At 61.3% G+C, this 26,482-nt stretch carries 23 protein-coding genes and 1 tRNA gene; 11 read left to right on the forward strand and 13 right to left on the reverse strand.

Going from position 1 to position 26,482, the window contains the following annotated elements; translation table 11 throughout:
- Position 1 precedes the first annotated feature (1 nt).
- From RYM47_RS02525 to RYM47_RS02535, 3 genes are read left to right on the forward strand one after another with little or no spacing between them, the layout of a single operon-like run.
- Positions 2 to 937: a DUF58 domain-containing protein gene (locus RYM47_RS02525; RefSeq protein WP_315385943.1), complete on the forward strand. Its 936-nt coding sequence runs from the start codon at positions 2 to 4 to the stop codon at positions 935 to 937.
- Complete coding sequence (locus RYM47_RS02530; RefSeq protein ID WP_315385885.1) at positions 930 to 2,876, forward strand: DUF3488 and transglutaminase-like domain-containing protein; 1,947 nt, start codon at positions 930 to 932, stop codon at positions 2,874 to 2,876. The genes RYM47_RS02525 and RYM47_RS02530 overlap by 8 nt, the downstream gene beginning before the upstream one ends.
- Positions 2,873 to 3,397, forward strand: a complete 525-nt coding sequence (locus RYM47_RS02535; protein WP_315385886.1) for a Slp family lipoprotein — start codon at positions 2,873 to 2,875, stop codon at positions 3,395 to 3,397. Before RYM47_RS02530 ends, RYM47_RS02535 begins: the two co-directional genes overlap by 4 nt.
- 41 nt (positions 3,398 to 3,438) lie before the next feature.
- Here the strand turns inward: RYM47_RS02535 and RYM47_RS02540 are convergent, their stop codons facing one another.
- The 4 genes from RYM47_RS02540 to dnaX are packed head-to-tail and all read right to left on the reverse strand — an operon-like array spanning position 3,439 to position 6,688.
- Positions 3,439 to 3,789, reverse strand: coding sequence for a histidine triad nucleotide-binding protein (locus RYM47_RS02540; RefSeq protein WP_315385887.1), 351 nt, complete (start codon positions 3,787 to 3,789; stop codon positions 3,439 to 3,441).
- 11 nt (positions 3,790 to 3,800) lie between these two features.
- Entirely contained in the window at positions 3,801 to 4,397 is a 597-nt protein-coding gene (gene recR / locus RYM47_RS02545; RefSeq protein WP_102944192.1) for a recombination mediator RecR, read from the reverse strand.
- 2 nt (positions 4,398 to 4,399) lie between these two features.
- Entirely contained in the window at positions 4,400 to 4,720 is a 321-nt protein-coding gene (locus RYM47_RS02550; RefSeq protein ID WP_068849611.1) for a YbaB/EbfC family nucleoid-associated protein, read from the reverse strand.
- A gap of 6 nt (positions 4,721 to 4,726) precedes the next feature.
- Positions 4,727 to 6,688: a DNA polymerase III subunit gamma/tau gene (gene dnaX, locus RYM47_RS02555; RefSeq protein WP_315385945.1), complete on the reverse strand. Its 1,962-nt coding sequence runs from the start codon at positions 6,686 to 6,688 to the stop codon at positions 4,727 to 4,729.
- A gap of 143 nt (positions 6,689 to 6,831) precedes the next feature.
- Here dnaX and RYM47_RS02560 point away from each other — a divergent pair.
- The 3 genes from RYM47_RS02560 (at position 6,832) to RYM47_RS02570 (ending at position 10,185) form a co-directional block, all read left to right on the forward strand.
- A tRNA-Ser gene (locus RYM47_RS02560) sits at positions 6,832 to 6,924 on the forward strand.
- Positions 6,925 to 7,009: 85 nt separating this feature from the next.
- Positions 7,010 to 8,485, forward strand: a complete 1,476-nt coding sequence (locus RYM47_RS02565; RefSeq protein ID WP_315385889.1) for a site-specific integrase — start codon at positions 7,010 to 7,012, stop codon at positions 8,483 to 8,485.
- 161 nt (positions 8,486 to 8,646) lie between these two features.
- Entirely contained in the window at positions 8,647 to 10,185 is a 1,539-nt protein-coding gene (locus tag RYM47_RS02570) for a restriction endonuclease (RefSeq protein WP_315385890.1), read from the forward strand.
- 192 nt (positions 10,186 to 10,377) lie between these two features.
- Here the strand turns inward: RYM47_RS02570 and RYM47_RS02575 are convergent, their stop codons facing one another.
- Positions 10,378 to 10,551 (reverse strand): hypothetical protein, encoded by a 174-nt coding sequence (locus RYM47_RS02575; protein WP_311183976.1) that lies wholly within the window; start codon positions 10,549 to 10,551, stop codon positions 10,378 to 10,380.
- 208 nt (positions 10,552 to 10,759) lie between these two features.
- The gene (locus tag RYM47_RS02580; protein WP_311183975.1) at positions 10,760 to 12,283 is read right to left on the reverse strand and encodes a MobA/MobL family protein; all 1,524 of its coding nucleotides are present in this window, start codon (positions 12,281 to 12,283) and stop codon (positions 10,760 to 10,762) included.
- A gap of 291 nt (positions 12,284 to 12,574) precedes the next feature.
- Between RYM47_RS02580 and RYM47_RS02585 the strand changes: the two genes are divergently transcribed.
- Both RYM47_RS02585 and RYM47_RS02590 read left to right on the forward strand, forming a co-directional pair.
- Positions 12,575 to 13,270, forward strand: a complete 696-nt coding sequence (locus tag RYM47_RS02585) for a hypothetical protein (RefSeq protein WP_311183974.1) — start codon at positions 12,575 to 12,577, stop codon at positions 13,268 to 13,270.
- A complete protein-coding gene (locus tag RYM47_RS02590) occupies positions 13,267 to 14,160 on the forward strand; it encodes a hypothetical protein (RefSeq protein ID WP_311183973.1) in 894 nt (297 codons plus the stop codon). The genes RYM47_RS02585 and RYM47_RS02590 overlap by 4 nt, the downstream gene beginning before the upstream one ends.
- A gap of 327 nt (positions 14,161 to 14,487) precedes the next feature.
- On the opposite strand, the gene RYM47_RS02595 is transcribed toward RYM47_RS02590, so the two are convergent.
- The 5 genes from RYM47_RS02595 to RYM47_RS02615 form a co-directional block, all read right to left on the reverse strand.
- Positions 14,488 to 15,321, reverse strand: coding sequence for a hypothetical protein (locus tag RYM47_RS02595; RefSeq protein WP_315385892.1), 834 nt, complete (start codon positions 15,319 to 15,321; stop codon positions 14,488 to 14,490).
- A 79-nt stretch (positions 15,322 to 15,400) separates the two neighbouring features.
- Entirely contained in the window at positions 15,401 to 15,865 is a 465-nt protein-coding gene (locus RYM47_RS02600) for a hypothetical protein (protein WP_311183971.1), read from the reverse strand.
- A 498-nt stretch (positions 15,866 to 16,363) separates the two neighbouring features.
- Positions 16,364 to 18,133, reverse strand: a complete 1,770-nt coding sequence (gene herA / locus RYM47_RS02605) for an anti-phage-associated helicase HerA (RefSeq protein ID WP_315385893.1) — start codon at positions 18,131 to 18,133, stop codon at positions 16,364 to 16,366.
- Positions 18,130 to 19,428 (reverse strand): SIR2 family anti-phage-associated protein, encoded by a 1,299-nt coding sequence (locus tag RYM47_RS02610; RefSeq protein WP_311183969.1) that lies wholly within the window; start codon positions 19,426 to 19,428, stop codon positions 18,130 to 18,132. Before RYM47_RS02610 ends, herA begins: the two co-directional genes overlap by 4 nt.
- Before the next feature lie 433 nt (positions 19,429 to 19,861).
- The gene (locus tag RYM47_RS02615; RefSeq protein WP_315385894.1) at positions 19,862 to 20,596 is read right to left on the reverse strand and encodes a hypothetical protein; all 735 of its coding nucleotides are present in this window, start codon (positions 20,594 to 20,596) and stop codon (positions 19,862 to 19,864) included.
- Positions 20,597 to 21,157: 561 nt separating this feature from the next.
- Here RYM47_RS02615 and RYM47_RS02620 point away from each other — a divergent pair.
- The 3 genes from RYM47_RS02620 (at position 21,158) to RYM47_RS02630 (ending at position 24,242) form a co-directional block, all read left to right on the forward strand.
- Complete coding sequence (locus RYM47_RS02620; protein ID WP_311183967.1) at positions 21,158 to 22,549, forward strand: site-specific integrase; 1,392 nt, start codon at positions 21,158 to 21,160, stop codon at positions 22,547 to 22,549.
- A 185-nt stretch (positions 22,550 to 22,734) separates the two neighbouring features.
- Positions 22,735 to 23,202, forward strand: a complete 468-nt coding sequence (locus RYM47_RS02625) for a hypothetical protein (protein WP_311183966.1) — start codon at positions 22,735 to 22,737, stop codon at positions 23,200 to 23,202.
- A gap of 35 nt (positions 23,203 to 23,237) precedes the next feature.
- Positions 23,238 to 24,242, forward strand: a complete 1,005-nt coding sequence (locus RYM47_RS02630; RefSeq protein WP_315385895.1) for a hypothetical protein — start codon at positions 23,238 to 23,240, stop codon at positions 24,240 to 24,242.
- Between the two features lie 461 nt (positions 24,243 to 24,703).
- On the opposite strand, the gene RYM47_RS02635 is transcribed toward RYM47_RS02630, so the two are convergent.
- Together RYM47_RS02635 and RYM47_RS02640 are read right to left on the reverse strand one after the other, a co-directional pair.
- Positions 24,704 to 25,264: a DUF488 domain-containing protein gene (locus tag RYM47_RS02635; protein WP_311183964.1), complete on the reverse strand. Its 561-nt coding sequence runs from the start codon at positions 25,262 to 25,264 to the stop codon at positions 24,704 to 24,706.
- Between the two features lie 96 nt (positions 25,265 to 25,360).
- On the reverse strand, positions 25,361 to 25,870 hold the full coding sequence (locus tag RYM47_RS02640; protein ID WP_311183963.1) for a DUF2867 domain-containing protein: 510 nt from the start codon (positions 25,868 to 25,870) through the stop codon (positions 25,361 to 25,363).
- Positions 25,871 to 26,482 lie beyond the last annotated feature (612 nt).

Raw genomic sequence — 26,482 nt, forward strand, 5'->3', positions numbered from 1 at the left:
GATGTCGGCCGCCAACCGGCGGTTCACGCGGCCGAAACTGCCCGAGAGCCTGCCGCAGCGGCTGGGGCGGCGGCGCATCTACGTGCTGCCCACGCGCTTCGGCCTGTTCGTCACCGTGCTGCTGGGCGCGATGCTGCTTGGTGCGTTGAACTACAACAACAACCCCGCCCTGCTGCTGGCCCTGCTGCTGGCCGCAGTAGCGATCGCCAGTACGTTCAGTGCACACCTGCAGCTGTCCGGCCTGAAGGTCGTCGCGGTGTCGGCCGAACCGGTCGTGGCTGGCACGACGATGCGACTGCGCATCAACCTGTCGCGCGCCGACACCCGGGCGCGCCGTGGCCTGGTGGTGTCGCTGGGCGATGCGGTCGCTTACGGACACCTGGTGGACACCGACCAGATCGAGGTCGACCTGCCGCTGCCCACGCAACGACGCGGCTGGCTGGACCTGGAGCGCATCCGTCTGTCGACCACGCAGCCGCTGGGCCTGGTGCGTGCGTGGTCGTGGGTCTGGCCGGATGCGCCGCTGCTGGTCTATGCCGCGCCTGAAACGCAGGCACCGCCCTTGCCCACCGGCGATGGCGATCCCCTGCATACGCGCGTGCATGCCAGCGGCGACGAACTGCACCAGCTTCGTCCCTACCGCGCTGGCGATGCGCCGCGCAGCATTGCCTGGAAGCATTCGGCACGGCGCGACACCCTGCTGGTCCGCGAATATGAAAAGCCGGTGGGCGTGGACATCCTGCTCGACTGGCGCCAGCTGGCGCCGCTGCCCGGCGAGGCCCGCATTGCACGGCTGGCACGCTGGGTCGACCTGGCCGAACGCGAAGGACGCCGCTACACCCTCAAGCTGCCGGGCCAGCCGGAACTGGGCCCGGGCCAGGGCAGCAGCCACCACCACCTCTGCCAACGCGCCCTGGCGCTGATGCCCCATGGCTGACCTTCCCGCTTCCCTGCTCGCGCCCGCCGCCCGACGCTGGACCCTGGCCAGCGGCGCGCTGGCACTGCTCCCGCTGCTGCTGCAGTTGCCGCCACTGCTGGCCGGCGTGTTCGCCGTGGTCGCGGTGATCACGGCATTGGCCTCGGGGCAACGGGTACTGCCGGCGCCCGTGCGCGTCCTGCTGGTCCTGGGCATGTTGGCGGCGGTGTACTGGCAGCTCGGCGCGCGTCCTGGCCGCGATACCGGCTGCGCGTTGCTTGCGGCGATGCTGGCGCTCAAATCCAGTGAGCTGCGCAGCCTGCGCGACGCACGCAGCCTGCTCGGCTTCGCCCTGTTCGCACCGTTCGCAGCATTCCTGCTGGACCAGGGCCCGTTGACGATGGGCCTGGCAATGCTGGCCGCTTTGGCCACCCTGCTGACCCTGCAGCGACTGGCGCGCGCCGAAGGTGGCGCACCCAACGCGCCGCTCCCTGGCCAACTGCGCGGCGTCGGCAGGCTGCTCGCGCTGGGCCTGCCGCTGGCGTTCGCCGCGTTCTGGCTGTTCCCGCGCCTGAGCGAACCGCTGTGGGGCCTGCCAGATCGAGCGGTCGGTAAGCCCGGCCTGTCCGACCGCATGGACCCGTCCGAGTGGCTGGACCTGATGGCCGACGATGCGCCCGCCTTGCGGGTGACATTCTTCGGCGCCGTACCGAGCCCGGAACAGCGCTATTGGCGCGGCCCGGTGATGACCCACTTCGACGGCCGCCGCTGGGAACGCGATCCGTACAGCGACCGCCGCCCACCCGCGCCGGTGACCCGCGCGGCGCCGCAGTGGGAGTACCAGATCGACTACGAACCCACTGATCGACGCCAACTCGTGGCATTGGATCTGCCACTGCATGCGCCAGCGGGTGCCACGCTGGGCGCCGACTACAGCCTGCGCAGCACACAGAGCCTGTCGTCGCTGACCCGCTGGCGCCTGCAGTCGGCACCGGCAGCCCGCTACATCGAGCCGCTCACCGCGTTCCAGCGCCAGGTCGCATTGCAGCTGCCGCCGGGCTTCAATCCGCGCACGGCGGCGCTGGCCCGGCAATGGCGCCAGGAGGCGGGCGACAACGATGCCGCCATCGTGTCGCGCGCGTTGGAATGGGTGCGTTCGACCTTCGCCTACACCCTGTCCACCGAGGCGGCGGGAAGGGACAGCGTGGATGAGTTCCTGTTCGACCAGCAGGCCGGCTACTGCCAGCACTTCAGTTCGTCGTTCGTGGTGCTGATGCGCAATGCCGGCATTCCGTCGCGGGTGGTGACCGGCTTCGCCGGCGGCCAGCGCAACCCGTATGGCGACTACTTCGTGGTGCGCCGGATGGATGCGCACGCCTGGGCGGAAGTGTGGCTGCCGCAACGCGGTTGGGTGCGGGTGGACCCTACCGCCGCAGTGGCGCCCGAACGCATCTACGACACCCTGGAAGACCGCCTCGGCGCAGGCGCTGACACCACACTGGAAGGACGCTGGCTGCAGCTGGGACAGGTGGGAGACTTCCTCCGTCGGGGCTGGAACGACCTGGTGCTGTCGTTCGACGCCACCCGCCAGCAGCAGCTGCTGCGCCCGCTGGGCATCGACACACTGCAGCCCGCGCAGCTGATCGGCATTTTCATTGCCTTCGCAGGCGCTGCGCTAGGCTGGATGGCATGGCTGCTGGCCCGCGGGGAACGCGAGCGCGATCCGCTGTTGCGGGCCTGGCACCGGCTGGGACGGCGTTACGCGCGGCATGACCTGGCCAGGGAACCTGCAGAAACCGCCACGGACTGGGCGCAGCGCGTCCACCGGCAGCGCCCCGACCCGGCGCTGATTTCGCTCAGCCAGCGTTTCGTTCAGGCGCGCTACGCTGGCGCAAAGCTCGACCCTTCTCTCGTGCGTGACCTGCACAGGCATCGCCCGTCCACTGGAGCAACATCATGAACGCCAAGATCCTGCTTCCCCTTGCCGCGTCGCTGGCGCTGGCCGCCTGTGCCACGGCCCCCAAACCGCTGCAGGGACAGTTCAGCGTGGTCAGCCCGCGCGATTCGGTCGCCACCCAGCAGGTCGGCACGCCGGTGCGCTGGGGCGGCCGCATCATTGAAACCACCCCGGGGCAAGGACAGACCTGCTTCCAGCTGCTGTCGCGCCCGCTCAACGGCAGTGGCCGCCCCAACACCACCTCCAATGACGCCAGCGACGGTCGCTTCGTGGCCTGCCGCGCCGGCTTCTACGACCCGGCCGTGTTCGAGGAAGGGCGTGACGTGACCTTCATCGGCAAGATCGCCGGCTACGAAAACACCCGCATCGGCGACTACGAATACCGCCTGCCGAAGCTGGAAGCGGACGTGATCTACCTGTGGCCGGAACAGCGCCAGGTCGATGTGGTGCCGGTCTACCCGTATGGCCCGTGGGGCCCGGGTTGGGGTCCGGGCTGGGGCTACCGCGGCTGGGGCTGGTGGTAAACGATTCAGAAAAAAACGCCGCTTTCCAGCGGCGTTTTTTTTCAGGTTCCGAAGTGGCCCAGCTGCGCGCCTGCCAATAGATGCAGGTGGATATGGAACACCGTCTGCCCGGCATGCTCGCGGCAGTTCATCACGATGCGGTAGCCGTCCTGTGCGAACCCTTCACGGCGGGCATATTCGGCTGCGGCCATCGCCAGCTTGCCGATCAGGTGCGCCTGCGAAGGCTGCACGTCATCCAGCGTGGGGATGGCTTCATTCTTCGGAATGAACAGCACGTGCACGGGCGCCTGCGGCGCGATGTCCTTGAACCCCAGCACCTCTTCGTCTTCGTAGACGATATTGGCCGGAATCTCGCGGCGGATGATTTTTCCGAACAGGGTGTCCTGGCTCATGAATTACCTCGTCATTCGACTTCGGTACGGCTACCGAATGCATGCGACAACGTGCCGCGATCCACATACTCCAGCTCGCCGCCCAGCGGCAGGCCCTGTGCCAGCCGGCTCGGCCGCACCTTGTGCGCCCGGGCCAGCTGCGCCAGGTAGTGCGCGGTCGCTTCGCCTTCCACGGTGGCGCTGGTGGCGATGATCAGTTCCTGCACCTCGCCCTGCCCCAGCCGCGCTTCCAGCTGGTCCAGCCCGAGTTCGCGCGGGCCGACGCCGTCCAGCGGCGACAAGCGTCCCTGCAGCACGAAGTAGACGCCGCGGAAGCCGGTGGCGGTTTCAATCGCCAGGCGGTCGGCTGGCGACTCGACCGCGCACAGCTGCTGGCGTTCGCGGCTGCCGTTGGCGCACACCGCGCAGACCTCGGTTTCGCTGAAGTCGCGGCACTGCGCGCAGTGGCCAATGCGTTCGATCGCCTTGGCCAGCACCTCGGCCAGCTTCTGGCCACCGGCGCGCTCGCGTTCGAGCACGTGGTAGGCCATGCGCTGGGCGGTCTTCTGGCCGACCCCCGGCAGGACCCGGAAGGCCTCGATCAGCTGTTCGAGCAGGGGCAGGCTCACGCTTAGAACGGCAGCTTCATGCCGGGCGGCAGCTGCATGCCGGCGGTGGCCGAGCCCATGCGGTTCTTGGATTCGGCGTCGATCTTGTTGGACGCGTCGTTGAACGCGGCCGCCACCAGGTCTTCGGTCATTTCCGCATCGGACAGGATCGACGGGTCGATACGCACCTTGCGGCACTCCTTGGCGCCGGTCAGGGTCACGCTGACCATGCCGCCGCCGGCAGTGCCGGTGACTTCCAGCTTGGCGAGTTCTTCCTGGGCCTTCTGCAGGTTTTCCTGCATCTTCTGGGCCTGCTGCATCAGTTGGGCGATGTTGCCGCGCATGTCGTATTACTCTTCAAAAGGACGGATGGAATCGGTCACGACCCGCGCGCCATGCTGCTGGATCAGCAGCTGCACCGACGGGTCGGCCATGAAGGCGGCCTCGGCCGCCTGCTGTCGCTCGCCACGCTGGCGGTCGGAACGCTGGTGCAGCGTTTCGGCCTCGGCGTTGCCATGTTCGATCACGATCTTCGGGGTCGTCCCGAGCGGGCCGGACAGCGCCTCGGTCAACGCCGCCAGCGAACGGTCCGAACACAGGTACTCAAATCCGGGCGATACCGCCAGTTTCAAGACACCGTGCTGGAATCCGACGAACGCCGCATGCGCGGCCAACTGCCGGGAGGGGCCGTTCAGCTGGCTCTGGGCGATCAGCTCCAGCCAGGTTTCCGCCGAGGTCAGGGCGACCGTGCCGCCCTGCGGGGCAGAAGCGCTGGTCGACGCCGGCGTCAGGGAGATGCCCTGCGGGCGCTGTGGCGGCACCGGCACTGCGGCGGGGGCCGGCGCTGCTGGTCGCACCGGCGGCGCTTCCCACGGCGCAGCCATGGCCGCGTCGGGACTGGCCAGCTCCACGGCCAGGGCCTCGTCGCGCTCGTCGGCGCCGGCCTGGTGCCACGGCGGCAGGTCGTCATCCGCGGCCGGCTCGGCCATCGGTGCGGGTGTCGGTTCCGGCTCAGCGGGTGCAGCGACCGGGGCGACAGGCGCCACCGCCACTGCAGGCGCAACTACGGGCGCTGCTGCGGCCACCGGTGCATCCACCGCGATCGGTGCCGCCACGGCAGCCGGCGCAGCGGCGATGCCGCCCTGCTCGCTTCCGCGCGAACCGGCGCCCGCGTCGGTACCGGCACCCGGATCACGCGGGACCGGCGGCACCGCGGCGGCCGGGCGGAACGCCAGCATGCGCAGCACTGCCATTTCAAAGCCCGCGCGCGGGCTCGGCGCCAGGTGCAGGTCGCGGCGGCCGCCCAGGGCCATCTGGTACCAGAGCTGGACCACTTCCGGGCGCAGGCGCTGGGCAAAGGCGGCGGCGTCGATGCCTTCGCCGTCGGCCTGCGCGCCCGGCACCAGCTGCTGCACCTGGATCCGGTGCAGGGCCTCGGCCAGTGCTTCCAGCACCCCGCTCCAGTCGGGCGAGAACTCGGCCAGCGCCGCCACCACCTGCAGCAGGCGCACGCCGTCGCCGTCGGCCAGCGCGTCCAGCATCGCCGCCACCTGGGTCCGGTCGACCGTGCCCAGCATGGTGCGCACGACGTCCTCACGCAGCGCGCCACCGGCATAGGCAATGGCCTGGTCGAGCAGCGACAGGCCGTCGCGCAGGCTGCCGTCGGCGGCCTTGGCCAGCTGCACGATCGCGGTCGGATCGGATTCGATCTCTTCCGCACTGAGAATGCGGGTCATCTGGCCCTGGATCTGGTCCTCATCCAACCGCTTCAGGTTGAACTGCAGGCAGCGCGACAGCACCGTCACCGGCAGCTTCTGCGGGTCGGTGGTGGCCAGCAGGAACTTCACGTGTTCCGGCGGCTCTTCCAGCGTCTTCAGCAGCGCATTGAACGCCGCCTTTGAGAGCATGTGCACTTCGTCGATCAGGTAGACCTTGTACTTGCCGCGCGAGGGCATGTACTGGGCGTTCTCGATCACCTCACGGACATCGTCCACGCCGGTATTGGACGCGGCGTCGATTTCCAGCAGGTCGATATAGCGCCCGGAATCGATGTCCAGGCAGGCCGGGCACTGGCCGCACGGGTCGGCGCTGGTGCCCTGCTCGCAGTTCAGCGACTTGGCGAAGATGCGCGCGATGGTGGTCTTGCCCACGCCGCGGGTGCCGGTGAACAGGAACGCGTGGTGGACCCGGCCGCTGTCCAGCGCATTGCTGAGCGCACGGACCACGTGTTCCTGGCCCACCAGCTCGGCAAAACGCTTCGGACGCCACTTGCGGGCGAGGACGAGGTAGGACATCAGGCCACCGTTTTCCATCGGATGTTCCATTGTGCCATGCCTGTCCAGCCCCTCGCCTCCGGCACGTCCTTCGCAGGCTCCTGGCTGGGGTGCTTGTGAAGTGCCGCGCAGCCCGCTAGAATCTGCGCCCCTGCTGAGGCGTTTGCCGATGACAGGGATCCGGAGAGGTGTCCGAGTGGTTGAAGGAGCACGCCTGGAAAGTGTGTAAGCGTCTAAACCGCGCTTCGGGGGTTCGAATCCCCCTCTCTCCGCCAGACAACGCAAACCCCCTGATTTTTCAGGGGGTTTTGCTTTTCTGGGGTGACCGGATGCAGGACACAAATCGGGACACATCTCACGATGCGCATCCCACACCATCTTGTTCGCTCACCCACTGGGCTCTGGTCGTTCCGGCAACGGGTCCCCACCGATCTTCAGGCCATGATTGGCCGACGCATCTTCAAACGCACCCTTCGCACGTCCGAGCTGGCCGTGGCCCAGCTGCGCGCCCTCGGCCTGGCTGCGCGTTATGCTCAAGCCTTCGACGTGTTGAGGGAACAACGCATGGGAACGAAGGACGAAGACATTGGAGCGCTTCTAGATCGCCTGACCGGTGGTGACCCGCTCCAAAAGCTAACGTTGAACCGGACCAAGGCAGCCGACGGGACGGTGACTGAGCATTGGCAAATCGATACCCCCGAGGACGTGACGCTCTACCGGCAGATGATGGAGCTTTCGGCCTCCCAGCCCAGTGCGCTGAGCGAGTTGATCCACGAGGGCGTGCCGCCCATGCCGGTGGCCCGTCGGGTAACCAAGCCTGCCGTGGAGACCATCACCCTGGGCAAGGCTCGCGACGGGTGGCTGGCCAGCATCCAACCCGGCTGCCTGCCCAAGACCTACACCATCAAGAAGACCGCCATCGAGGCGCTGGTGTCCTTCCTGGGCGACAAGAGCAAGCTGCACTCACTGACCAGGTCCGACTTAGCCCGCTGGTATCAGTTCATGCGAGATGGCGGCGCAGCCACCCCCACCCTTACCAATAAACAGTCCTATATCGGGGGCAAGGGCGGGTTTTTCGAGTGGGCGATGGCCTCCGGCCACTACCCCAAGGGCGACAACCCGGCTTCCGGCCACGTCACCTATTCGACCCGGGAAAAGCGCGCTCGGAAGAAGTTTGGCTTCAAGGCCTACGATGCCCACCAGATCCAAGCATTGTTTGCGCCGGCCGCGTTTGAGGAGCTGGCATTGTCCGCCCGCTGGGCCTCGCTGCTGGGTCTCTACACGGGTGCCCGGGCCTCAGAGGTCGGCCAGCTCCTGGTCGAGGACGTTTTCGCGGTGGAGGGCCTGCCCTGCATTAGGATTTCTGACGAGGGCGAACATCAAAAGGTGAAGACCGAGGTCAGCCTGCGCACGATCCCCGTGCATCCGGACCTCATCGAGCTGGGATTCTTGGATTGGGTGGACACCCTGCGCGCCGACAAGGCCCCAAGGCTCTTCCCTGCCGCGAAGGCGAACGCAAAAAACGGGGCAGGCAACTGGATCACCAAGGCCTTTGGCCGGCACCTGGAAAAGGTCGGGGCCAACTGGCCGGAGGCAAAAAGGGGCTTCCATTCTCTCAGGAAAACACTGATTCAGGAGCTTCAAGGCGCTGGCGTGGTCTCCGAACTCCGGGCCCAACTGGTGGGCCATGAACTGGACGACGAGCACCATGCGACTTACAGCCGCAGCTTCACGGCACGGGAAAAGCTGCAAGGGCTCAAGGACGTTTCGCCCGGTCTGTCAGTGCTGTCGTATGGACTGAACCTGCCTGTCCTGAGGAGCCTTCTGAGCGTCTAGATTCAGCGAGAATACCCAGCGGCAACGAGTGAACTATTAGTCAATTCGAGTGCTCGTAACTAGGAGGTTGTATGGGACGGCGAAGCGGCTTAGAGGGGTTTTTGCGGGCAGCCGGCCGGGCGGCCGCAGCGGCGGAGCGAGAAACCAAACGGAAACAGCGGATGCAGGCGACGCAGCAAAGGCAGCTGGAGCGCCATGAGCGTATGGCCGCAGCCCAGGTGCTGCGTAAGATTCGCGCCTCCGAGTTGACGGAAAGGGAGGCAGCCCGCCAAGCCAAAGCGGGATACCTTGAAGACCGGCAGACCGAGGTCGATGACCTCAATGCCGAACTCAGGGACCGACTACAGGAACTTGAGGGCTTACTCGGCCATACCCTTTCGGTGAACGACGCCATCAGTTTCGATGGCCTACGTCACACCGCCTCACACCCCACCTTTGAGGTGCCGAGGGAGTTGGTGCCCGGCTTCGCACCAGCCGCTGTCGAGCTCGTCCCACCGACGGGCCTTGCCCGCTTTTGGCCGGGAGCCGGGAAGAAGCACGGGGCGGCAATGGCGGCGGCGCAACAGGCGCACCAGCAAGTCCTGGACCAGTTCCAACAGGCAGAGACGCTAAAGAAGCAAAAGCTGGCTGACCTGCGTGCCCAGCACGAAGCTGCGCGCGCCCTCTACGAGGCGGATGTGGCCCGCCGAAACGGGGAAATTGACGAGTTCCAACGCGCCTACTTAGCCCATGAACCTGATGCCGTCGTGGCCTACAACGACATGGTTTTGGCACGCTCGGAATACCCAACCGAGGGATTCCCTCAAAGATTCAAGCTCGCGTATGCAGAGGCGTCGAAGGAACTGGTCATCGAATACGACCTTCCCGAGCTTTCGGTCGTGCCCACGGAGGCCGACTACCGCTACGTCAAGACCCGGGATGCTATCGACGCCAAGGCGCGTAAGGCGAGCGACATCAAAGCGCTCTACCAGGACATCATCGCCTCGATCACGTTGCGCACACTGCACGAGGCGTTCGAAGCCGACCAAGCGGATGCCTTAGGATTGGTGACTTTCAATGGGCTGGTCGATGCGCACGACCCCACCACAGGGCAAGAGGTCCGCGTTCCCGTGGTGTCGGTCCGCGCGACCAAGGCCGCCTTCCTGCAACTGCGGCTCGAGCGCGTTGAGAAGGTCGCCTGCCTTCGCAACCTTGGCGCCCAGGTCTCGAATAGGCCTGACGAGTTGCAAGCCATCAAGCCAATCGTCGAGTTCAACATGGTCGACAAGCGCTTCATCGCACAGTCGGATGTGCTGTCTGGATTGGAATCCCGCCCGAACCTACTGGACTTGACTCCAGGCGAGTTTGAAGCGCTAGTGTCCAATCTTTTTAGCAAGATGGGACTTGATACCAAGTTGACCCGTAGCTCCCGAGACGGGGGTGTGGATGCCGTGGCCTTCGACACTCGACCTGTGTTGGGGGGCAAGGTGGTTATCCAAGCGAAACGCTACAAGGACACAGTCGGCGTGAGCGCGGTCCGAGATCTCTACGGAACGATGCTTAACGAGGGTGCAAGCAAGGGCATCTTGGTCTGCACGAGTGGCTATGGCACGGCTGCGTTTGACTTTGCCAAGGACAAGCCCATCGAGCTTATTGATGGGGGCGGGCTGCTCTACTTGCTCAGAGAGCACGCTGGCTTGGACGCCCGCATTGCGGGTTAACAAGCAGCGCACCGGCATTTGATTACGCTTTTCCAGGACTGCCCACCCTTTCGCAAGAGATGATCGCGCACAGGGTTGGGCCAAGCCTAGGCGTTGGAAGGCAACTTCGATATTTGTGAACCAGCGCAGATTCCCTCCCTTGCGGATTTCGACATCGCTGCTTCGATGTGGGGACCTTCCACACATGGACCCTCAATGCCCGCCAACGTAGAACTTCGAATCGCCAGTCGCCTCCTTCCCGCTCTGATGGCGCAGAGTGGGACGCGCGACATCGCTGACCGGGAAGCCGATATTCAACACGCGCTCGATGCTGCAGCCCTGCTGATGCGTCGCTTCGCCGCCTCTCCCGCTGGGCAGGTGCAGCACGCTTATGTTCCCAGTAGCGGGAGCCGCTCGGCCCCACGCGCTGCTGCGGTGGACCGAGCCCAAGTCCCACCAACGTTTCCCTCTCAAGAAGAATGGCGTAAATCTCGCGGACTTCCCCCCGCCCCAACTCCTCAGGCCGCTCGGCAGCCCTTCCCTGGACTGTCTCCCCGCTAAAAGACAAAGCCCCGCTCAAGCGGGGCTCTTTCTTTCAGTGCAAGGCTGGGGGCTTTGGCTTCGCGGTCGGCAGCACCTGCTGCTCTTCGATGTGAGTCAGTTCCTGCTGCTGTGGTAGTAGTTCGCCCGGTGAGGCCAAGCTCTCTAGCTCGGAGGCACGGCGGACAACGTCGGCATCCACCTCTGCCAGAGCCCCATCTGATCCACGAAGCCTCGCTTTTTCAAGCTCTTTGGTCCGTTGCTCTAGGACGGACAGGCGGCGCTCCCGGCGCCTTATCCACTCTGGGCGAGAGTAGCAAGCAGAGCCGAGTGGGTAATCGGAGTTGAATCGCTCCCACTCCTGCTGGGCGATGTGATGCAACCGCTGTGCGCGTCCCAACGCCAGCAGGCGCATGGATCGTCCAATGACGGCGTTTCTCAGGGCTCGAACCTGAAGCACTGCTTTTGTTAACCACTGGCGGATGGCCACGGTTTCCCCTACATCAGCCAGTGCGTCCCGAGCCCACTCCAAGCCGGCTCGGATCCGGTGCAAGGAGAGATCCGCCCTGACGCGGGCGATGTCCTGAAGATCCCGCAATGCCTGCGTAATGCGCTCGGTAAGACTGATCGGCTCTTCTGCTTCAGTGCCCTCCCGGTGCCGGCCGATGACTTGGGCGAGACGAATCCCTGAGACGCCCCGGATTTCCAGGCCCGGCGCCAAGTGGGGCACCGACGCCCTGGAGCCCCACTCGCGACCGGTCGTCTGGCTGGCTAGCGGGCTCGTATCTCGCCCTGCCTGATGGGACAGCATATCCAGCTGCTCTTGGTTGCTCGCTTCGATGGTCTCGTTTTCGAGAGCAAGGCGGCTCTCCTGACCTTTGCGTGCCAGCGCTGTGGCCGACTTGCCCAGGTGCTTGGTGGGTTCCCTGGTGAGGGCGGCGGCTTGGAGCTCATCCCCTCGGTCGGCGGCCGATCGGGCTTGTTCGGCCAAGCTACGATGGTCGATGGTCACAGCCAGGCCCGCGGCCTCTAGGTGAGCGTTCGTGGTCTCAGCGATCATTTCCCTGACCCACTGGACCTGGGACTTCCCCGAGGCCCCGCCATCTAGCTCCCTCGTTTTCTCGCCAAAGCCCTCAGGTCCAATGCGCCTCGTGCTGGCAAGGACGTGAACGTGGTGGTTGAGCCCGTCTGGGGTGCCCGGAGAGTGGATGCTCGCCTGGACCGCGAATTGGTATCGGTCGACCAATGCTTCAGCGATGGCGAACGCGAGGTGCGCCCGCTGCTCGTCGGAGAGCTCATGAGGCAGCGAGAGCTCGAACTCACGCGCCACCGTCGAGTCCTTGCGACGCTCGGCGGCCTCCGCGACCGCCCAGAGTTCGCCGGGCACCAGCGCCCAGTCGGGGGCGTCAGGGGGCGCGAGGCAGAACGTCTCAACGACGCCGCTCCTGCGGCGGTAGTCGTGCTGCTGCCCGGTGATGAGGTCGGCAAGCAGAAGCCCGCCCCGGTAGGCGGCTGCGGCGACGGCCGATTGCCCCTTGGCTCGGCTAAAGGTTTTAACTGCGGTGTGGTAGATGGCCATGAAAACTCCTAGGAAACAGGAGTCTTTATGGACCAGCTTCTGCTTTTGGCAAGCCTCGCAGAGGCTTGGGGTTCCAGGGGCGCAGCCCTTGGCGCACGCATCCGTCAGGATGCCTAAGTGCGCTCTTGCTTTTGGTCCGAGAGCGGGCATCATTCGCCTGTGCGCAGCTGGTTCACCCCGCTTCGTCCGCATGGAGAGGTGAGCAAGAGCTTTCCACTGACATGTCAAACCTGGTCGAACATTGGATATCCTAAAGTCGCCCATACGAACCACCTGTAACGAGAACTCATCATGACAAATGCATTAGAGCCGCACGAAGCTGAGGCTATCTCCAACATAATCGACTCGCACTGGGCAACCTTTAAAAAGCCAATAGCCTTGGCGAACGTAGGCCATCAACTGAGCGCACGGGGCGAAGATGTCAAGGCGATTCTGAAGGGTCGAAAAATGGGGGAGCTGATAAAACAGGCGTTTGATGACAAATATGCTATCCGAGAACGACCTGGCGTCCTGTTAACCTGGGAAGTCTATCCGAAAGGGAAGGAGGAAGATCCGGCTAAAAACAATGCTACAGATGCGGATACGAAACCCAAAACGATAATTCCTCGGATGCCATCGCCCGTTTGGCATGCCTTCACCAAGGAAATATCATCAAACCGGCGAAGAGAGGTCACACTCTCCCCCTTCAGATTTATGGATAGGAAAGAACAGGACAGCATTGATGAAGCCAACCTCCTCATAGAAGGTCAGTATGTGATACCAAGAGGATCACTTACGGCAGGTCAACATGCGTCTGAAGTGTGGGCCAGCATCCAGCGCTGGTCTGAGTCCCAAGGCTTGGAAATCATGCGAATTCTCGAGCGCCAAAACCACAGCAAGGTAGAGTCAGTCCTAAACTTGATGATCAAGTCTCTCTCGCAAGATCAGCTCAGCCGGGTTCAGCTTCCGCTTGATGTTGTCGCAACCCTGAGAGACTCCAATGCATGAAGCATATCATTTGCTATACGGGGATTCCGCACGCAGACTTTGATTTCATACAGCGCAGAGCAAGAACCATCACAGGCTCCGACACGGAGTTCTACGGTCGAGGGCTCAAGAATAATCAACACCAGTATCTAGCTAAAGACGCGAAAGCCATCATGCAGTTTTTCGCCGACCGGATAAGGAAAGACAAGGCTAAACAGTCAGAATATTCTTACTCAGTTATATATATTGAGAACGACACGATTAATTCGACCATCCTGAGAGACGGCCTTTTCCCAAACTTTTTCGCAACAGGAGCCGCATGGACCTTTCAATACGGCTCAGTAACTGAGCGCGAGCAAAATAGACAAGACCTAGTAACAGCTCTTGTCGAATCAACAAAGAAAGTTAAGCGAGCGCTGCCCCACCTACGCAAAGAGTTCACCGAACGCTCAAACAAGACCCCCCTTCTGTTACCCCTGCAGAACTTCGAGGCTAATGAAATCTCAAACCTACTATCCAACGTCAGTAATGGCATTCTAGACGCCATCGACCCTACCGCTACGATTCGCGAGCTGGTTGCGGATTTTGAGCGCAGGTTTCCGCCTACCCTCGACTGGACCAGAAAGCCGCCGCAGACTGTCTTTACAAACAATGCAGGTATTAGGTTCCGAGCGCCTGGAAATGATCGCCACGGATCCGCCCACCCCGAAACAGAAGGCCATCCGGACGATTGTGTGATTGCAGCCTTTAAGCGCTTAGGCGTGACATATGATCCGCATTTTCATTACGACTGCACACGACTAAGCCAGTCGAAGCTCTCTGCTGAACTTCACAACTGCCACCTCCCACGCGACTGGATGACCGCAAAGAAATCTCATTTGAACATTGCGCCCAATGATGCGGTCCGCTAAAAAGCAGTTGGCCGGCTTGCGCCGGCCAAAGCCATACAGGATGCTCGCCACTGAGAGTCTTTCCTCTCAACATGCCTCATGGTCCTTGGTAGCCATACTGAGGTAGACGAGCATTTAGCAGCGCCGCGCAAAGTATTCAGCCAACAAGCCAACCTCATCTCGCTCGCAACCTTGGAAGCTGTAGAGAGGTTCTCGTGAAGCGCCTACTCCTACATAGCTTGTAGAACCGGCGCACATGGGGCGAACAGCTATGTTCCATGAAACATTTACGCTTGTCAAGTGGATCAAGGACGCGCCTACTTTACCGCAGAAGAAGCCTAGCCTGGCTCAGTTTCCGCCTTCTAAGGTGCCTCCTCTGTCCGCCAAGGCAAAGCTCGCAAAGTTCAACAAGGAAACCGCCCGCAGAGCGTTCGTTTCCGAGCCATAGCTGTAGTCCATGCCATGAAGCACTTTGTGCCGGTTTAGACCCGAGAAGTCCGCCGGCAGGGTGTCGATTGCCGAAGAAAGGGGGGACTGGGTGCGAAACACCTCCCAAAGGTGGCGATTCAAATCGCTGGTCTCTAGGCCGTCGATAAGCCCTCCGATCCCCTTAGTCTGTCGGGTGCTATACAGCTGCCGCCCCCGCTCATCATGGGAAATTCCATCGGCCTGACTGAGCATCACTGGAATACTCAACAGGTAGTTCCCCAAACGGTGCGCGTTGAACGCGGCCGCTAGAACATGTGCCCTCTTCGGGTGCCGGCTCAGAAGTCTCTCCTCGATCACATCGAGGTTCTGCCGAAAATAGCTCTCAAGCTCCGCACTAGCTTGGTCAGCCGCTCCACCCTCGAACGCATCATTGAGCGAGCGAATGCCTGTCAGCGGCATCTCAGGATCGATATACCAACCATGCTGAGCTAGCCTCAACAGCTGTGTCTGGAACCGACCTGGGAACTCCGCCACCAAAATGAGAGTCTTGCGCAGGGTCTCGACCATCTCCTTCGTCGCCGGGTTCTCAGACCAGGCGTTGAATTCAGTTCGAAAACGCTCCAGGTGATCGTGGAGTTGTCTCTGGACCCGCAGCGCAGGTTCAGTCGCCCTCTTCAACTCCTCGGTCCAGCCTCGATAAGTTCCGAACAAATCGTCAACAACGTCAAAGGGTCCTTTCGGGAACTCCGTCATCGTCTTTACTCCTCAGTGACGAGAAACAATCGCACAGATGCAAAGTCAACGATTGGCGCAAAAGCCCAATGCCAAGATTTCACGGGCTGTCTCCCAACAGTCTAGAGACCCAGCTCATCCAGCCCGATTCCGAGTAACCGGCAGCGGCCCTAAGGCCCATGCCCGCTGGGTGGACCGTCAGCGACGACAGCTCATCTCGAGACTGGAGAAAGAAGGGGCCATCGACCCCCATCACGTGGTGGTCGCCCTGGAGAGCATCGCAGTGGGAACAATGGTTAGCCCAATACTTGACGCCGGCCGTCTGCGACTGTCCGACACGCATGAGCGGCGCGTCTTGGACGATGACCGCCGCAACGGCAGGATCCAGAGATTCGACGTATTGAAGAACAGCAGCATCAGCAACCTCCAGTTCGCCCTCCTCATCGAGCTCTTTGAGGCGAGGAACCCAGATCGCAGTGACCACGGTCTCTAAGCCACACTTCCAACAGACCATGGGAGCCTGGAGCAAAGCAAAGCTAGGCGCTTGGAGATTGAAGTCAGTCACGGCCAGAATCCAGGTAGTCTCCACGGTCCCAAGATCGGTAGCGCCAAGGGAGGACCTCCTCCAGGGCTGTTATCCGCGGATCTGGCATCAGTGATAGCGCAGCAGTGCCCAAACGCAAGCGCTCTAAGCGATCGTTAGGCACGAACAGCCACGGCCGAACCGTCCAATCGGCTGGGATACCGCAATCCCTGGCTAGGGCTGTCCGCAGGCGTTCCCAGTGTTCGTCCCAGCTCCTCAACCGATTCAGGAGGGTTGGTAGGCGGGCCGCATAGGAGATTTCGCATAGGTAGGCAGCCCGGTCCCGGACGTTCACAGCGACCGCGTCGCAATACCAGTGGGGCCCGCTGGTGTCCGGATTACTGCCCGGATTCAACTGAATGCAGCACTGAGGATTGACGAAAAGCCTGCGGTCAGCCCGCAGGAAGTCTAGAACTACCCCTTCGAAATGATCCACGTTGCCTTGCCTCTGATGCTTACTGCTACTTGGACCTAGCCACCCTACAAGAATTCGTTTACGTCGAGCCCGTCGTCGAGACTATCAGCCCATTGGTTGAACCGCCCGTCCTCCGAACGAGGCAGCGGGTCCGCAGTCGGAGCCCGGATCAGGGTAGCCAACTGTAGGCTGCCACCAAAGGCCAAGGCATTCTGACGGGCTAGACCGGCGATGCGCCGGACCTCCCGTTTGTCCGCCCACTCACTGGCAGACTGAATGGCCGAAAGGTCCTTCTCCGACGACAGCCGGAAGGACACCCAGGTGTTGCACTGCGAAAGCACGGTTGGAGAGATCTCCGAGGGGCGCTGGGTGCTCAACCAGAGCGCCAGCCCGAACTTGCGCCCCTCTTTGGCTAGGCGCTCATATGCCAAGGCGTTGTTCACGGCCTCGTCGCCGGTTCCCATCTGGCGTAGGTAGTGGTGCGCCTCCTCCAGCACCAACAGGGTCTCTCGTTTGTTCTCTTGGCCACGACTAAAGAGCTCAAATGCATAGAGCTCCAAAACAGCACCCAGGACAAAGGGGGTCAGGTCATGAGATACACGGCGGAGGTCAACGATGTGCACCCGCCAGTCGACCTCATCACCGCCAAATAGTCTTTCCACGACCGCCTTTGACTCGTTGCGCCAGCTGAGTGGGCCGCCGCAGCCCGCGCCTCCCGCCACGTCAACGACATCTTTAAACATCTCATCGTCAGTGAAGCGGGCAATGCGTGTAATGAGGGGAGAGATGTTGCCGTAGTTCCAGGCATTGCGCTCCAATCCTTTGTTGCTTGGCGAAATGGCGTGGCTATCTGCTATCAGCGGCCCCATCGCCTGCATGGGCGGCCATGCTGAGGCGACGGGAGCCGTTCCTGTTCTTAGGCATTGAATAATGGCTTGAGCATCCAACACCCTGTCGCCTCTGCAGTCATCAAAGAGCGAAGCCTGTGTGTCGCTCTCTAGGCCTGCACCCTTAGAAGACGCAAACCACTTAATCTTGTTCAAATGGTCTAAGGCAAAGGTCAGGGCGGGCCGTTGAGTCTTGTCACTTGGCAACAAAAGACGTTGCAGGCCAAGGCGACCCAATGCGTAGTAGGGGATGCGGTAGCTGTCCGAATCCGACCCACCGATCCGAGTGACCTTGATGGCATTCGGAGGGTAGCTGCTGGCGGGGAAGGCGTCTTCGTATTCACCGTTGATATCGAAGATGACGACGCGCGCCTTAGGCATCTTCGCGATCTGCTGGAGCACCGCAGCCGTAAAGCAGCTCTTGCCTTGCCCTGAGCTGCCGAGCACCGCCACATGCCTAGACACTAAATTCTGTAGATCAATGGTCAGACGGCCGCCACCTCGGAGGTCATCCCCTAAGTGGATGTCCGCAGGCGTGGCTGCGTCGCCCCCCAAGATCGATGAGAGCTCGTCGTCGGTGAGCGGGAAGGCCTCAGCACCGAGTGCCGGCGAGGAAAGCGAATCCGACACGAACGTTAGTCGTCCAGAATCGCGGCGCAGTCGACCGACCACCAAGCCCGTAAGGTGACGCAAGGGCTCGGAGGACACCGAAGTCCCCGAAAGTCCGACTCGGTGAACCTCTTTGGGCTCTGCAAACGACAGGGATTGAACCTTCATAACCAGCAGGCGCCCGCCGGATTCAATCCCCAGGAGGCTGCCGACTTCAGTGACGACCGAGACGCCATGCACGTGAGCAGCCAACTGCCCCCTATGGACATCCATCAGGTTCAGCGTGATGTCCACGCCATCGATTTGGACAACGTAGCCTACGGCTTGACGGCTTCTCATGCGAAACCTTCCTCTGGCGCGTCGGGCTTCTCAGCCATCAGTCGCCTGCGCAGATCTGCCAGCTCCTGGTCATAGACCGTCGGGTCAGGGAGATCGGCTGCCAATGCGCTGGTATAGGCCCTGGCGCCGCCACCTACGATAGTCAGTCGAGGGGTTTGCAGGGCCAGCAGTCTCCGCACGGTCTGTGGGAGCTCCGCCCTCGCAGGGTCTCCTTTGAACTCTGGGAGATACACAACCACCTGGAGCGTGGGATTGAGCAACGCGGAGCGAATGAGGCGGTTGATGTGCTCATCGCCGAAGCCGTAGCCATTGATGATGAGCGCAGTCTGCGGGCGTGCCATGAACTCCGCGAATCGCCGCAGCAGTTCGCCCATGACATATCCAACGGTCTGAAGATACTTGGCTGCACGCGGAAGGACTAAGTAGCTCAGCTTGTCAGTGAAGCCGGTCAAGAACTCATCAATATCGCGCCAAGCCTCAGACGCCGGCACCTCATACAAGTTGTGGTCAACCTCTTTCCAAGTCAGCGAGCCGTGGAGCTTGGCTAGGTAGATGTTGTAGACGCCGAAACGAGCTTCTCCCTTGGCCTGGGCGTTGCGGAACCCGAGGTCGAAGCTCTGGGGTGAGAAGCGGCGGCTATGCACGCCCAAGAAGCCGTTGATGATCTGAAGGTCAACCGACTCCGCTGCCCACTCGATTGCTAAGTCATAGTTGGTGGTGAATACCCATGGCGCGGGCTGGCCGGGCTGTCGTGCGGCAGTGATTTTCTGGAGGATAGAGCGGTGGGCACGGAGCTCGTCAGCCAAGTCGGCTCCCAAGGGCGACTCCCACCACTCTTCCTTTAGCGTCGCTGCCGATACGACTGATCTGAAGAGAGCCGTCCTGACCTCTTGCGCTTCAGCGAGCTGCGGACTGAGCTGCCGCTCCCATTCCAAGATTGCGATTTCAAGCCTGTCTAAGAGGACTTCAAAGTTTGGCAGGCTTGCAGTGGGGACCGGGATAAACGGGTTGGGCGGGATCGGCACAGCGCCCGGCGGGAGCGGAGGAGGAGGCAGCGGCAATCTCTTTTCGTCCTCCGTGATGAACTTCTGGGCAAAAAGCCAATCTGCCTTGGTCGAATTTCTTGCCAGGAAGCTAGTCCACAAAGTCCTCATCGTTTGCCCACCAGCGGAGCACGATGCCCCAGCCCCCAACAACAGACCCACGTTCTCCAGTCGCAAAAGAGATGCGAGATAAGCCTGCAACTCCAGTTCGTCCGTGATTTGCTTCCCGCCGCGATACGCAACAATGCTCATCTAACCCCCTGTTTCGTCCTTGTCCTTCCCCACCCGCGTCGCGCAGGATGAGGTCGCCTATTCGAGTGGAGCTAAGGTTGGACCCGCAGCCTCTGGCGACTCACCCACTTTGTAGTCCGTCACCAGCCATCCGTAGACGTCGGATAGAGCGTCAGGGATGGACGCTATGTCGGTGCAGGCAATCTCCACTTCAGACGGAAGATCCCCCGATGCGCCCTCCACGCTCCACACGATGTCGTATACCCGAAAAGTGGTCACCTTCTCTCCTTGGCCATGCCTCTGCCAGAGCTTAGCTCAATGGCTGGACGCATGGAGGACGCCAGCATGAGGTGTGGCTGGCGTCACCGACGTCTTGAAATGAGCGGACGGTAACGGTCTGCTTCAGGACGTATGTAACCGCAACCTGCCCTGCTCACGTCGTCCCAGCCGATTGTTACCGTCCATTGGCTTGGTCGATAAGATGATGCAGCGCCAAGGCCCGGTCTTGCCAAGTGTCGATGTTCCAGGAAGGATGATAGACCCAGGTCATGAGGGCTGAGCCTCCCGTGTAGTCGAGCGACCAGATGTCCCGGCGCTCGATATAGCGCCGACGGCCATTGAGCCGATTCACATCGCGCGCCAGAAATGGGGGCAGGCCCTCTTCTCGCTTGCCGTGGCGGAGAAGTCTCCACGTGGTCTGGCCCAGAACCAGGACAACGGTGGGCTTGAGTGTTGGAAGTATCTCCTCCACCAACACGTCGCCGCCTGCCAGGAGCTCTTCGTTCCGGGGGCGCTGATTCGCTTGAGACCCTGCGAAGGCCTGAGAGAGGTTCGCGAAGGCCACCCGCTTCCAGGCGTCGGCTGCGTCTTGGGCGTCCGGCTTCCCGTCAGCAGTGAGCGCCGAATCCAGGGCCTTGAAGAAGGGTCCGTCGTCGGTGTGCCGGATGGGCTCCGCCATCCCACGGAAAACATCCCTGGTGAACGGCCTGGTTACTTCCAGCGAGTCGCTCATCCCCTCTTTTCGGTAGTGCGATTCGCCCAGCAGGAGGATCCGCTGGCCGTCTATGCCATCCCAGTAAAGGTCTCCCCAGTAGGGAAGGAAGCGAACAGTGTCAGGCCACTGGTGCTCGTCAAGATTCAAACCCGGCCAGCCAACCGACCGTGGCCGAACCGATGCAATCTCACTCATCGTGATTCCCTGGCTTTGGCGCCTGAAAGAGACCGGCACCGACTGATGCCGGTCCGTGGAACTACTTCTTTCCTTTCTTCCCCTTGTCGGGGGCCTGGCTCAAAGCTGACCCGGCTGCCGTCTTAGACTTGCTGCTGGTTCGAGCGTCACGCAAAACATCACTCGCAGCCTTTGCTGCCTTGGGGCTTGTCTGTTCGTTTTTAGCCATGTCGTCTCTCCCTACCACCATCTGATGGCCACGAAAGCATAAGAAAAGTGGGAATTAAACCTAACAAAGAGACGGCGGCGTTTATCCTACATTCATATTCAGAGTGCGCTTCGTTAGTTTATGTCAGTTAAACAGTACGGTAATGACTCCGAGAAATTCGCCCCACCATTCTCTCAAACCTTTGTTTTCATTGCGGTTTCCACAAATGGACCGGCGGAATGATCGCGCCGCGGCCGGGCCGAAAAGGGCCCTCCCAGGCGAGGCCTGAGGCGTTGCAAAAAGTCTCGAAATTCGATTGACGATTTTGCAGCCTGTCGTATCCCTACTTCCATCTTTCAGATGGAAGCAACGCAGTGAACAACGCCACTCAGCACTACCTCAAATCGTATTTGTCGGACTCCACCGGCACGCTCACGCTCACCAATGTTCGCATCGGTCGGGTCCGCATCGGCGAGATGATTGTCAGCGGACGTGAGGCCGCCATCCACGCCCAGGAAATCATCAACGATGCCTGCGAACGCGCCCGGCGGGCACGTCTGGGCAAGAACGCAACGCGCTATCCAGAACCGCTTCCCATCGCTGCTCCTGCTCGTCTGCTGTCAGTAGAGATCAGAGACTACTTGGCAGACCGCGAGCGCATGGGCTTGGTGCGCGACACCATCGAAGCCACAACCCGCACCCTCAAGCTGCTTCAGATGGCCTGCGGCGACATCCCCGTCTCTCGCATTGATCACACCCACATATATCGCCTTTGGGAACTGATGCGCTGGACGCCACCGTTGTTCTTCTCCAACCCCGTCTATCGCGGCTGGACCTTCGAGCAAGCCGTGACAGAAGGCAAACGACTGCACGTCAACCCACCGGCGCGCGCAACCGTTGAGAAACACCGTCGCTTTTTGGTCACGTTCTTCGGGCGCCTAGAGGATGCCAAAGCGATCCCGGGCTCCCCAATGAAGTTCTTTGCCGAGGTGAAGAAGGACTTAGTGGTTGACCCGGACAAGGCCGAACGCTTGTTCGATGAGGCAGATCTCCAGCGGATCTTCGCGCCCCAGACGTTCATCCCCTGGGCGATGAAAGCGCCTCATCGGTGGTGGGTTCCCATGATTGGACTTTACACCGGGGCACGCATCAACGAAGTGGCTCAGCTCAAGTTGGCAGACGTGGTTCAGGAGAGTGGCGTGTGGTGCATCCGCATCCAGAAGACGGTTGATGCCGACCTTAGCCACAAGGACAGGAATCGAAGCCGCCAAAGCCTAAAAGGCAAAGCCGCTATCCGGACGCTTCCCATCCCACAGCCGCTGCTGGATGCAGGTTTTCTGGCGTTCGTGGAGGACATCCGAGCGTGCGGGCACCACAGGCTCTTCCCACACCTTTCCGCGGGTGTTCGTCGTGACACGGGAGAGCCGAACGCACGATACAGCCAAGGCATCTTGAGCCAGTTCAGCACTTACATGAAGGGCCTAGGCTTCGGAAAAGGCGTCGGCTTCCACGCCTTCCGCCATACCATTGCCACAGAGCTCCACCACAAGGGAGTAGCCGACGAAGACATCGCACTCGTGACCGGGCATTCCATCAGCAAGAAGGTGCCGGTGCTGCATGAAGCGTATTTCCATAAAAAGCCGGCGTTGGCACGAACGAAGCAGATCGCCGTGCTTGACCAGTATCGCCCGGATGTCGAGCTTCCCACCTACAAGACAGGGCAGTTCAAGGCGCAGCTGGCTGACCCGAGGAAGTTCTATCCATGAGGAAGAAGCAGTGAGACGAGTGCGGGAATGGCAGGGGCGCTGCAGAGCGCCCCGCGTCAAAGATCGAGACTCTGCATGCCAATGCTCGCTCAGGCAGAGCCTTAGAAGCCAAGATCTGGGCCGCCCAAGGGGTTGACTATCTGATTACCTGATCTAGTGTTCGTCACCCCACCCCCGAGATTCCCATGCGGATTCCCAGCGCCGAAGAAACGGCCCATTATTTCTTGCAATACGGCTTGCATATCAGTCCTGCCGATCTCCGGTCTAGCAGAGGCTGGAAAGTTGCTGCGCCAAATCTCCCCCTGGATGAACGCACTTTCCCATCGCTTGGCGCGCTGTGGCTGGAGTGGATGGACTACGCCGCCGAACGACTAAGCATCGAGAGCAAAGTGAAGCGCTTCGTTGTGCGCTTTGAGAGTTCCAGCCCAGAAGAGCGCAAGAACTTGCTGAGTGCTTTGGCTAACTATCCAGATACCTCGACAGGATCTCTAAAGGAGATGTTCGAGGACCTGCCCCCACCTTCCACGGACCACCTCCCTGAAACTTGGCAGAGCGATTTTGATCAGATCTGGAACGACCGAAGGTCCGGCTTCTGCTTTGTCGCAAGGGCAGAAGCCGCATTGGATAGACTGCTGATAAGCGCCTCCGCCTAGGCATACTATGGGTCTTCCCCACGGAGGACTCTTGGATGACAACCCCCTCTCTGCTAAACGCTTCGCTCGCCGCCGCTGTCGACACACTGGAAGGACTCTGTCGTCTCAACACTGAAAGCGAGGAGACGTTCACTGGCGCGTTTATGGGTGCCATTGCAGCCTCAAGCAACCTTCTCGCTCAGTCCGGCTTGTATAAGGATAATCAGAGCCCGATTTGGTGGGGTTCATTTAGCAAGAATCGGGGCTCAGACATGAAGGTCACGGAGCCCGGTAGCGGCGCGGACTTTGCGTTGTGCCTGCTCCCCCCATCGGGCCAGGCACGCTTGATCATTTTCCAAGCTAAGAAATCAAGTTTCGATGTTAGCAGCGGACCCAAGCCTAGTAGCTGGTATGCCGACTTAAATAGAATCCCCAAAGATCGCGAAGATGGGACAACGCGCGACGCTCAGATCTTCGTGCTCGCTGAGACCGGTCGGCGCATCCAAGCCCTCAGCAAGGGGGAAGCCTACACCGCCAAGCAGTCTAAGGAGGTTCTTAAGCTACTCCAGGAAGCCGGAACGGACCCCGCTACTGTTGGAGAGCTTGGGGGCTTGAGCTGGATCCACTACCTCATCTACACCTTGGGCGAGCCGGTCTGCGTTCCCCTAAGCAAACTTGGATCTGCCTACAAGAAGGAACTGGACCGTGACCGCTCTAAGACGAAGTATCCGCTTCCAGGCGAGTCGGAGCCCGTATTGCCCTTGTTAAAGAGAGGGGCCCAAAACGATTCCTCAGGATGGCTGCTAATTGATCCCGAGATCGCAGTAGCTGAACTACCCTCCCTTACACCGCTCATGCAGGTCGTGGTCGCCGATGCGAGCGGCAGATTCGGCCCCGCCTTGCAAGCAAGTCATCAGTTCACTCAGATGGTTATCGCGCACAAAAATGCCGAGCTTTGGAGAGCCTTTCGCGCTCCCAAGCCTCCTCAAGAACCCGCGCCGCCCTCTCCCGGCGTTCAAAGCAAAAACTACAAGAGCAGAGGCGATTTCTCACCCTATTGAAGAGCCCGATCGCACATCCAGCGCCTGTGCGCGGAGAGATCCGCGCATCCCTGCCTCATCCGCGCCAGCTTGGCTGCCGCTCCTTTTCAAGATGAGAGCCTCGACATCGCCCAGCTCCAACAGCAGCTCGGCCGCACGACGGGCAGCATTGAAGTGATTGCCAACTTCAATCTCCGCTCTTTCGCTCCAGCTATCACTCCCCCATCGAACCGCCCCGAGAATAGGTGAGCCCTAGTTTCCTGTCCTGAAATACGCGCTCAGCCGGAAGTCGCGTTAGCCCTCCTCGCGTAGCTTTCAGCGTTGCAATAGGCATCTAGCAGTGGCGAGGCGGGGCGATGCGCTAACGAAATTTTTTCTCTGGGGAAGTTATAGGGAGAGAACTTGGGATGTTCACTATCCCCATCCGCCACCACTGCCCCGTCATTACACGTGCTTTCCCTTCTACCGGGCGCGAAGTCGTCTTAGAACAACGCAGCCTGCGCCGGCGGATAGATGAGATCCTGCCCCACCCCAAGCGCCATCGGGTTCAGCGGGTGGGGTTTGGGCTCAGCGCTCGACACGATATGCAAGACCTCATGACCTCGGTGCGTGAGCAAATCGCAAATAAGGCGCCGGTGGCAGCGCCACCAAGGTGCCTCTGCGCACATGAGCGCAGTGCGGTTTGTCGCCGCCAGCGCTAGCGCTTTCTCCAGTCCCTTGGCGAACTCGGACGACGCCATGTGGTCGGCATAGCCTTGGAAGGCGGCGGTATCCCATGCCCCATTCGGCGAATTGGGTTGCACCTTGCGCCGACCACCCAGTTCCGGAATCCACTGATACTCCACACCGAGAACCGGCAAAGCGCTCGCCATCTGCTCCGATGCAAACCATGGATGGCGGCGCGAGCCTGGAAACCGGCGCACGTCTGCGATCGCAGTTATCCCATGTTCGGCAAGGAGCTGCAAAAACGTCTCCCAAGGCCGAGTGGAATGGCCAATGGTCCAGATGGTCAGCGCGTTCGTGGCAGACGGATCGCAAGGCATGGGCCGATTAGATACCGGTTTGGATAAACGCCGCGTCGTCATGCAACACCCAATGGGTAGCAGCAACCGACCCCACACTTAAGACAAAGACCGGGCTCATTGACCGCCAAGCCGACCAAGCAGCAATGGCATGATCAGACGGTGTGTTGGGGCTACGGGGACCATGTAGGCCCTACCGAACGCGTTGTGGACGTGCACAACGGTCGAGATGATCAACTCATCTTGGTTCAACGAGGAGCCCCACCGCAGTGCGAGCTGAACTCTCAAGTGCCTGTCGTTGTCCTCCAGCAGCAAACAGTCATCATTGGAGGACAGCACTGTGAAAATTCCGGCGCGGTGCCCTGGCAACACCGGCGCATTCCGACTGACCGCGCCGAGAGAGCCTAGGTCCTTCATTCCCACCGCCTTCATGCCGGCGTTGCGAACGCGCATCAGCACGTCAAACCAAGCGGGCATGACTGCGGCGAGGTCCGCATAGGCATCGGAGGCGCTGCGGCCTCTGCGCGGCAACTTGCGCCTGACTGAATGCACAAAGTCTGCGTCTTTGCTCGAGGAATAGAGGGGATCAGCGTTGAAAAGGCAATCGTCTGAGGTGACTGGACCCAAGCAGCGGGTGCCCTCCTCCGGCTCTACGTTCCTATAATCAACCGAGTCCCTCGTCCTGCAAATCCAAAAAGGCAGTCTAAGAACCGCGGCCGGCCTGTCAATCCGACGTAAGCAAGAGGCTCGATGCCGCGATAGACGAGGAGAGGTCGGCCGCCCAGGGACACAGGTGTAAGGGGCATTCGTCTTTGATCCCCTGACTGAACATTTCAGCTTAGGCCTATGCCGAAGGGCATCTACCGCTCAGGTGAACCGTTGCTACACTGCTTATAGGCGTTTCCACAGGGGAAGTGGGTGTATATCGAGATTTATCGTGCGCGCGGTATTTGGGCGCATCTCACGGGAAGCAGCGGTTGGCGCTGGAGGCTCAAGACGCGAGAGGGCGTGGTGCTGATCGATGCCCGCGAGACCTTTGACGAGCGGGACACATGCCTTAGCGTGGTGTCTCTGTTGACCGCCGGTGTCACTGCGGCCGTGGTGGATGCAGAGTCCCGGTGCGTCCTTAGACCCGTGGCCGGGCGCTGGGAGAAAGGAGAGGAGTTTGCGCGTTAGCAGCCGCGTTCTCTGCCGAGGGAAGGCGGTTGCGCATGCTCTTTCGTCGCGTCTGATGCTGGT

Origin of the sequence: uncultured Stenotrophomonas sp., from assembly GCF_963519125.1 — a bacterium.
Taxonomy (GTDB): Bacteria; Pseudomonadota; Gammaproteobacteria; order Xanthomonadales; family Xanthomonadaceae; genus Stenotrophomonas.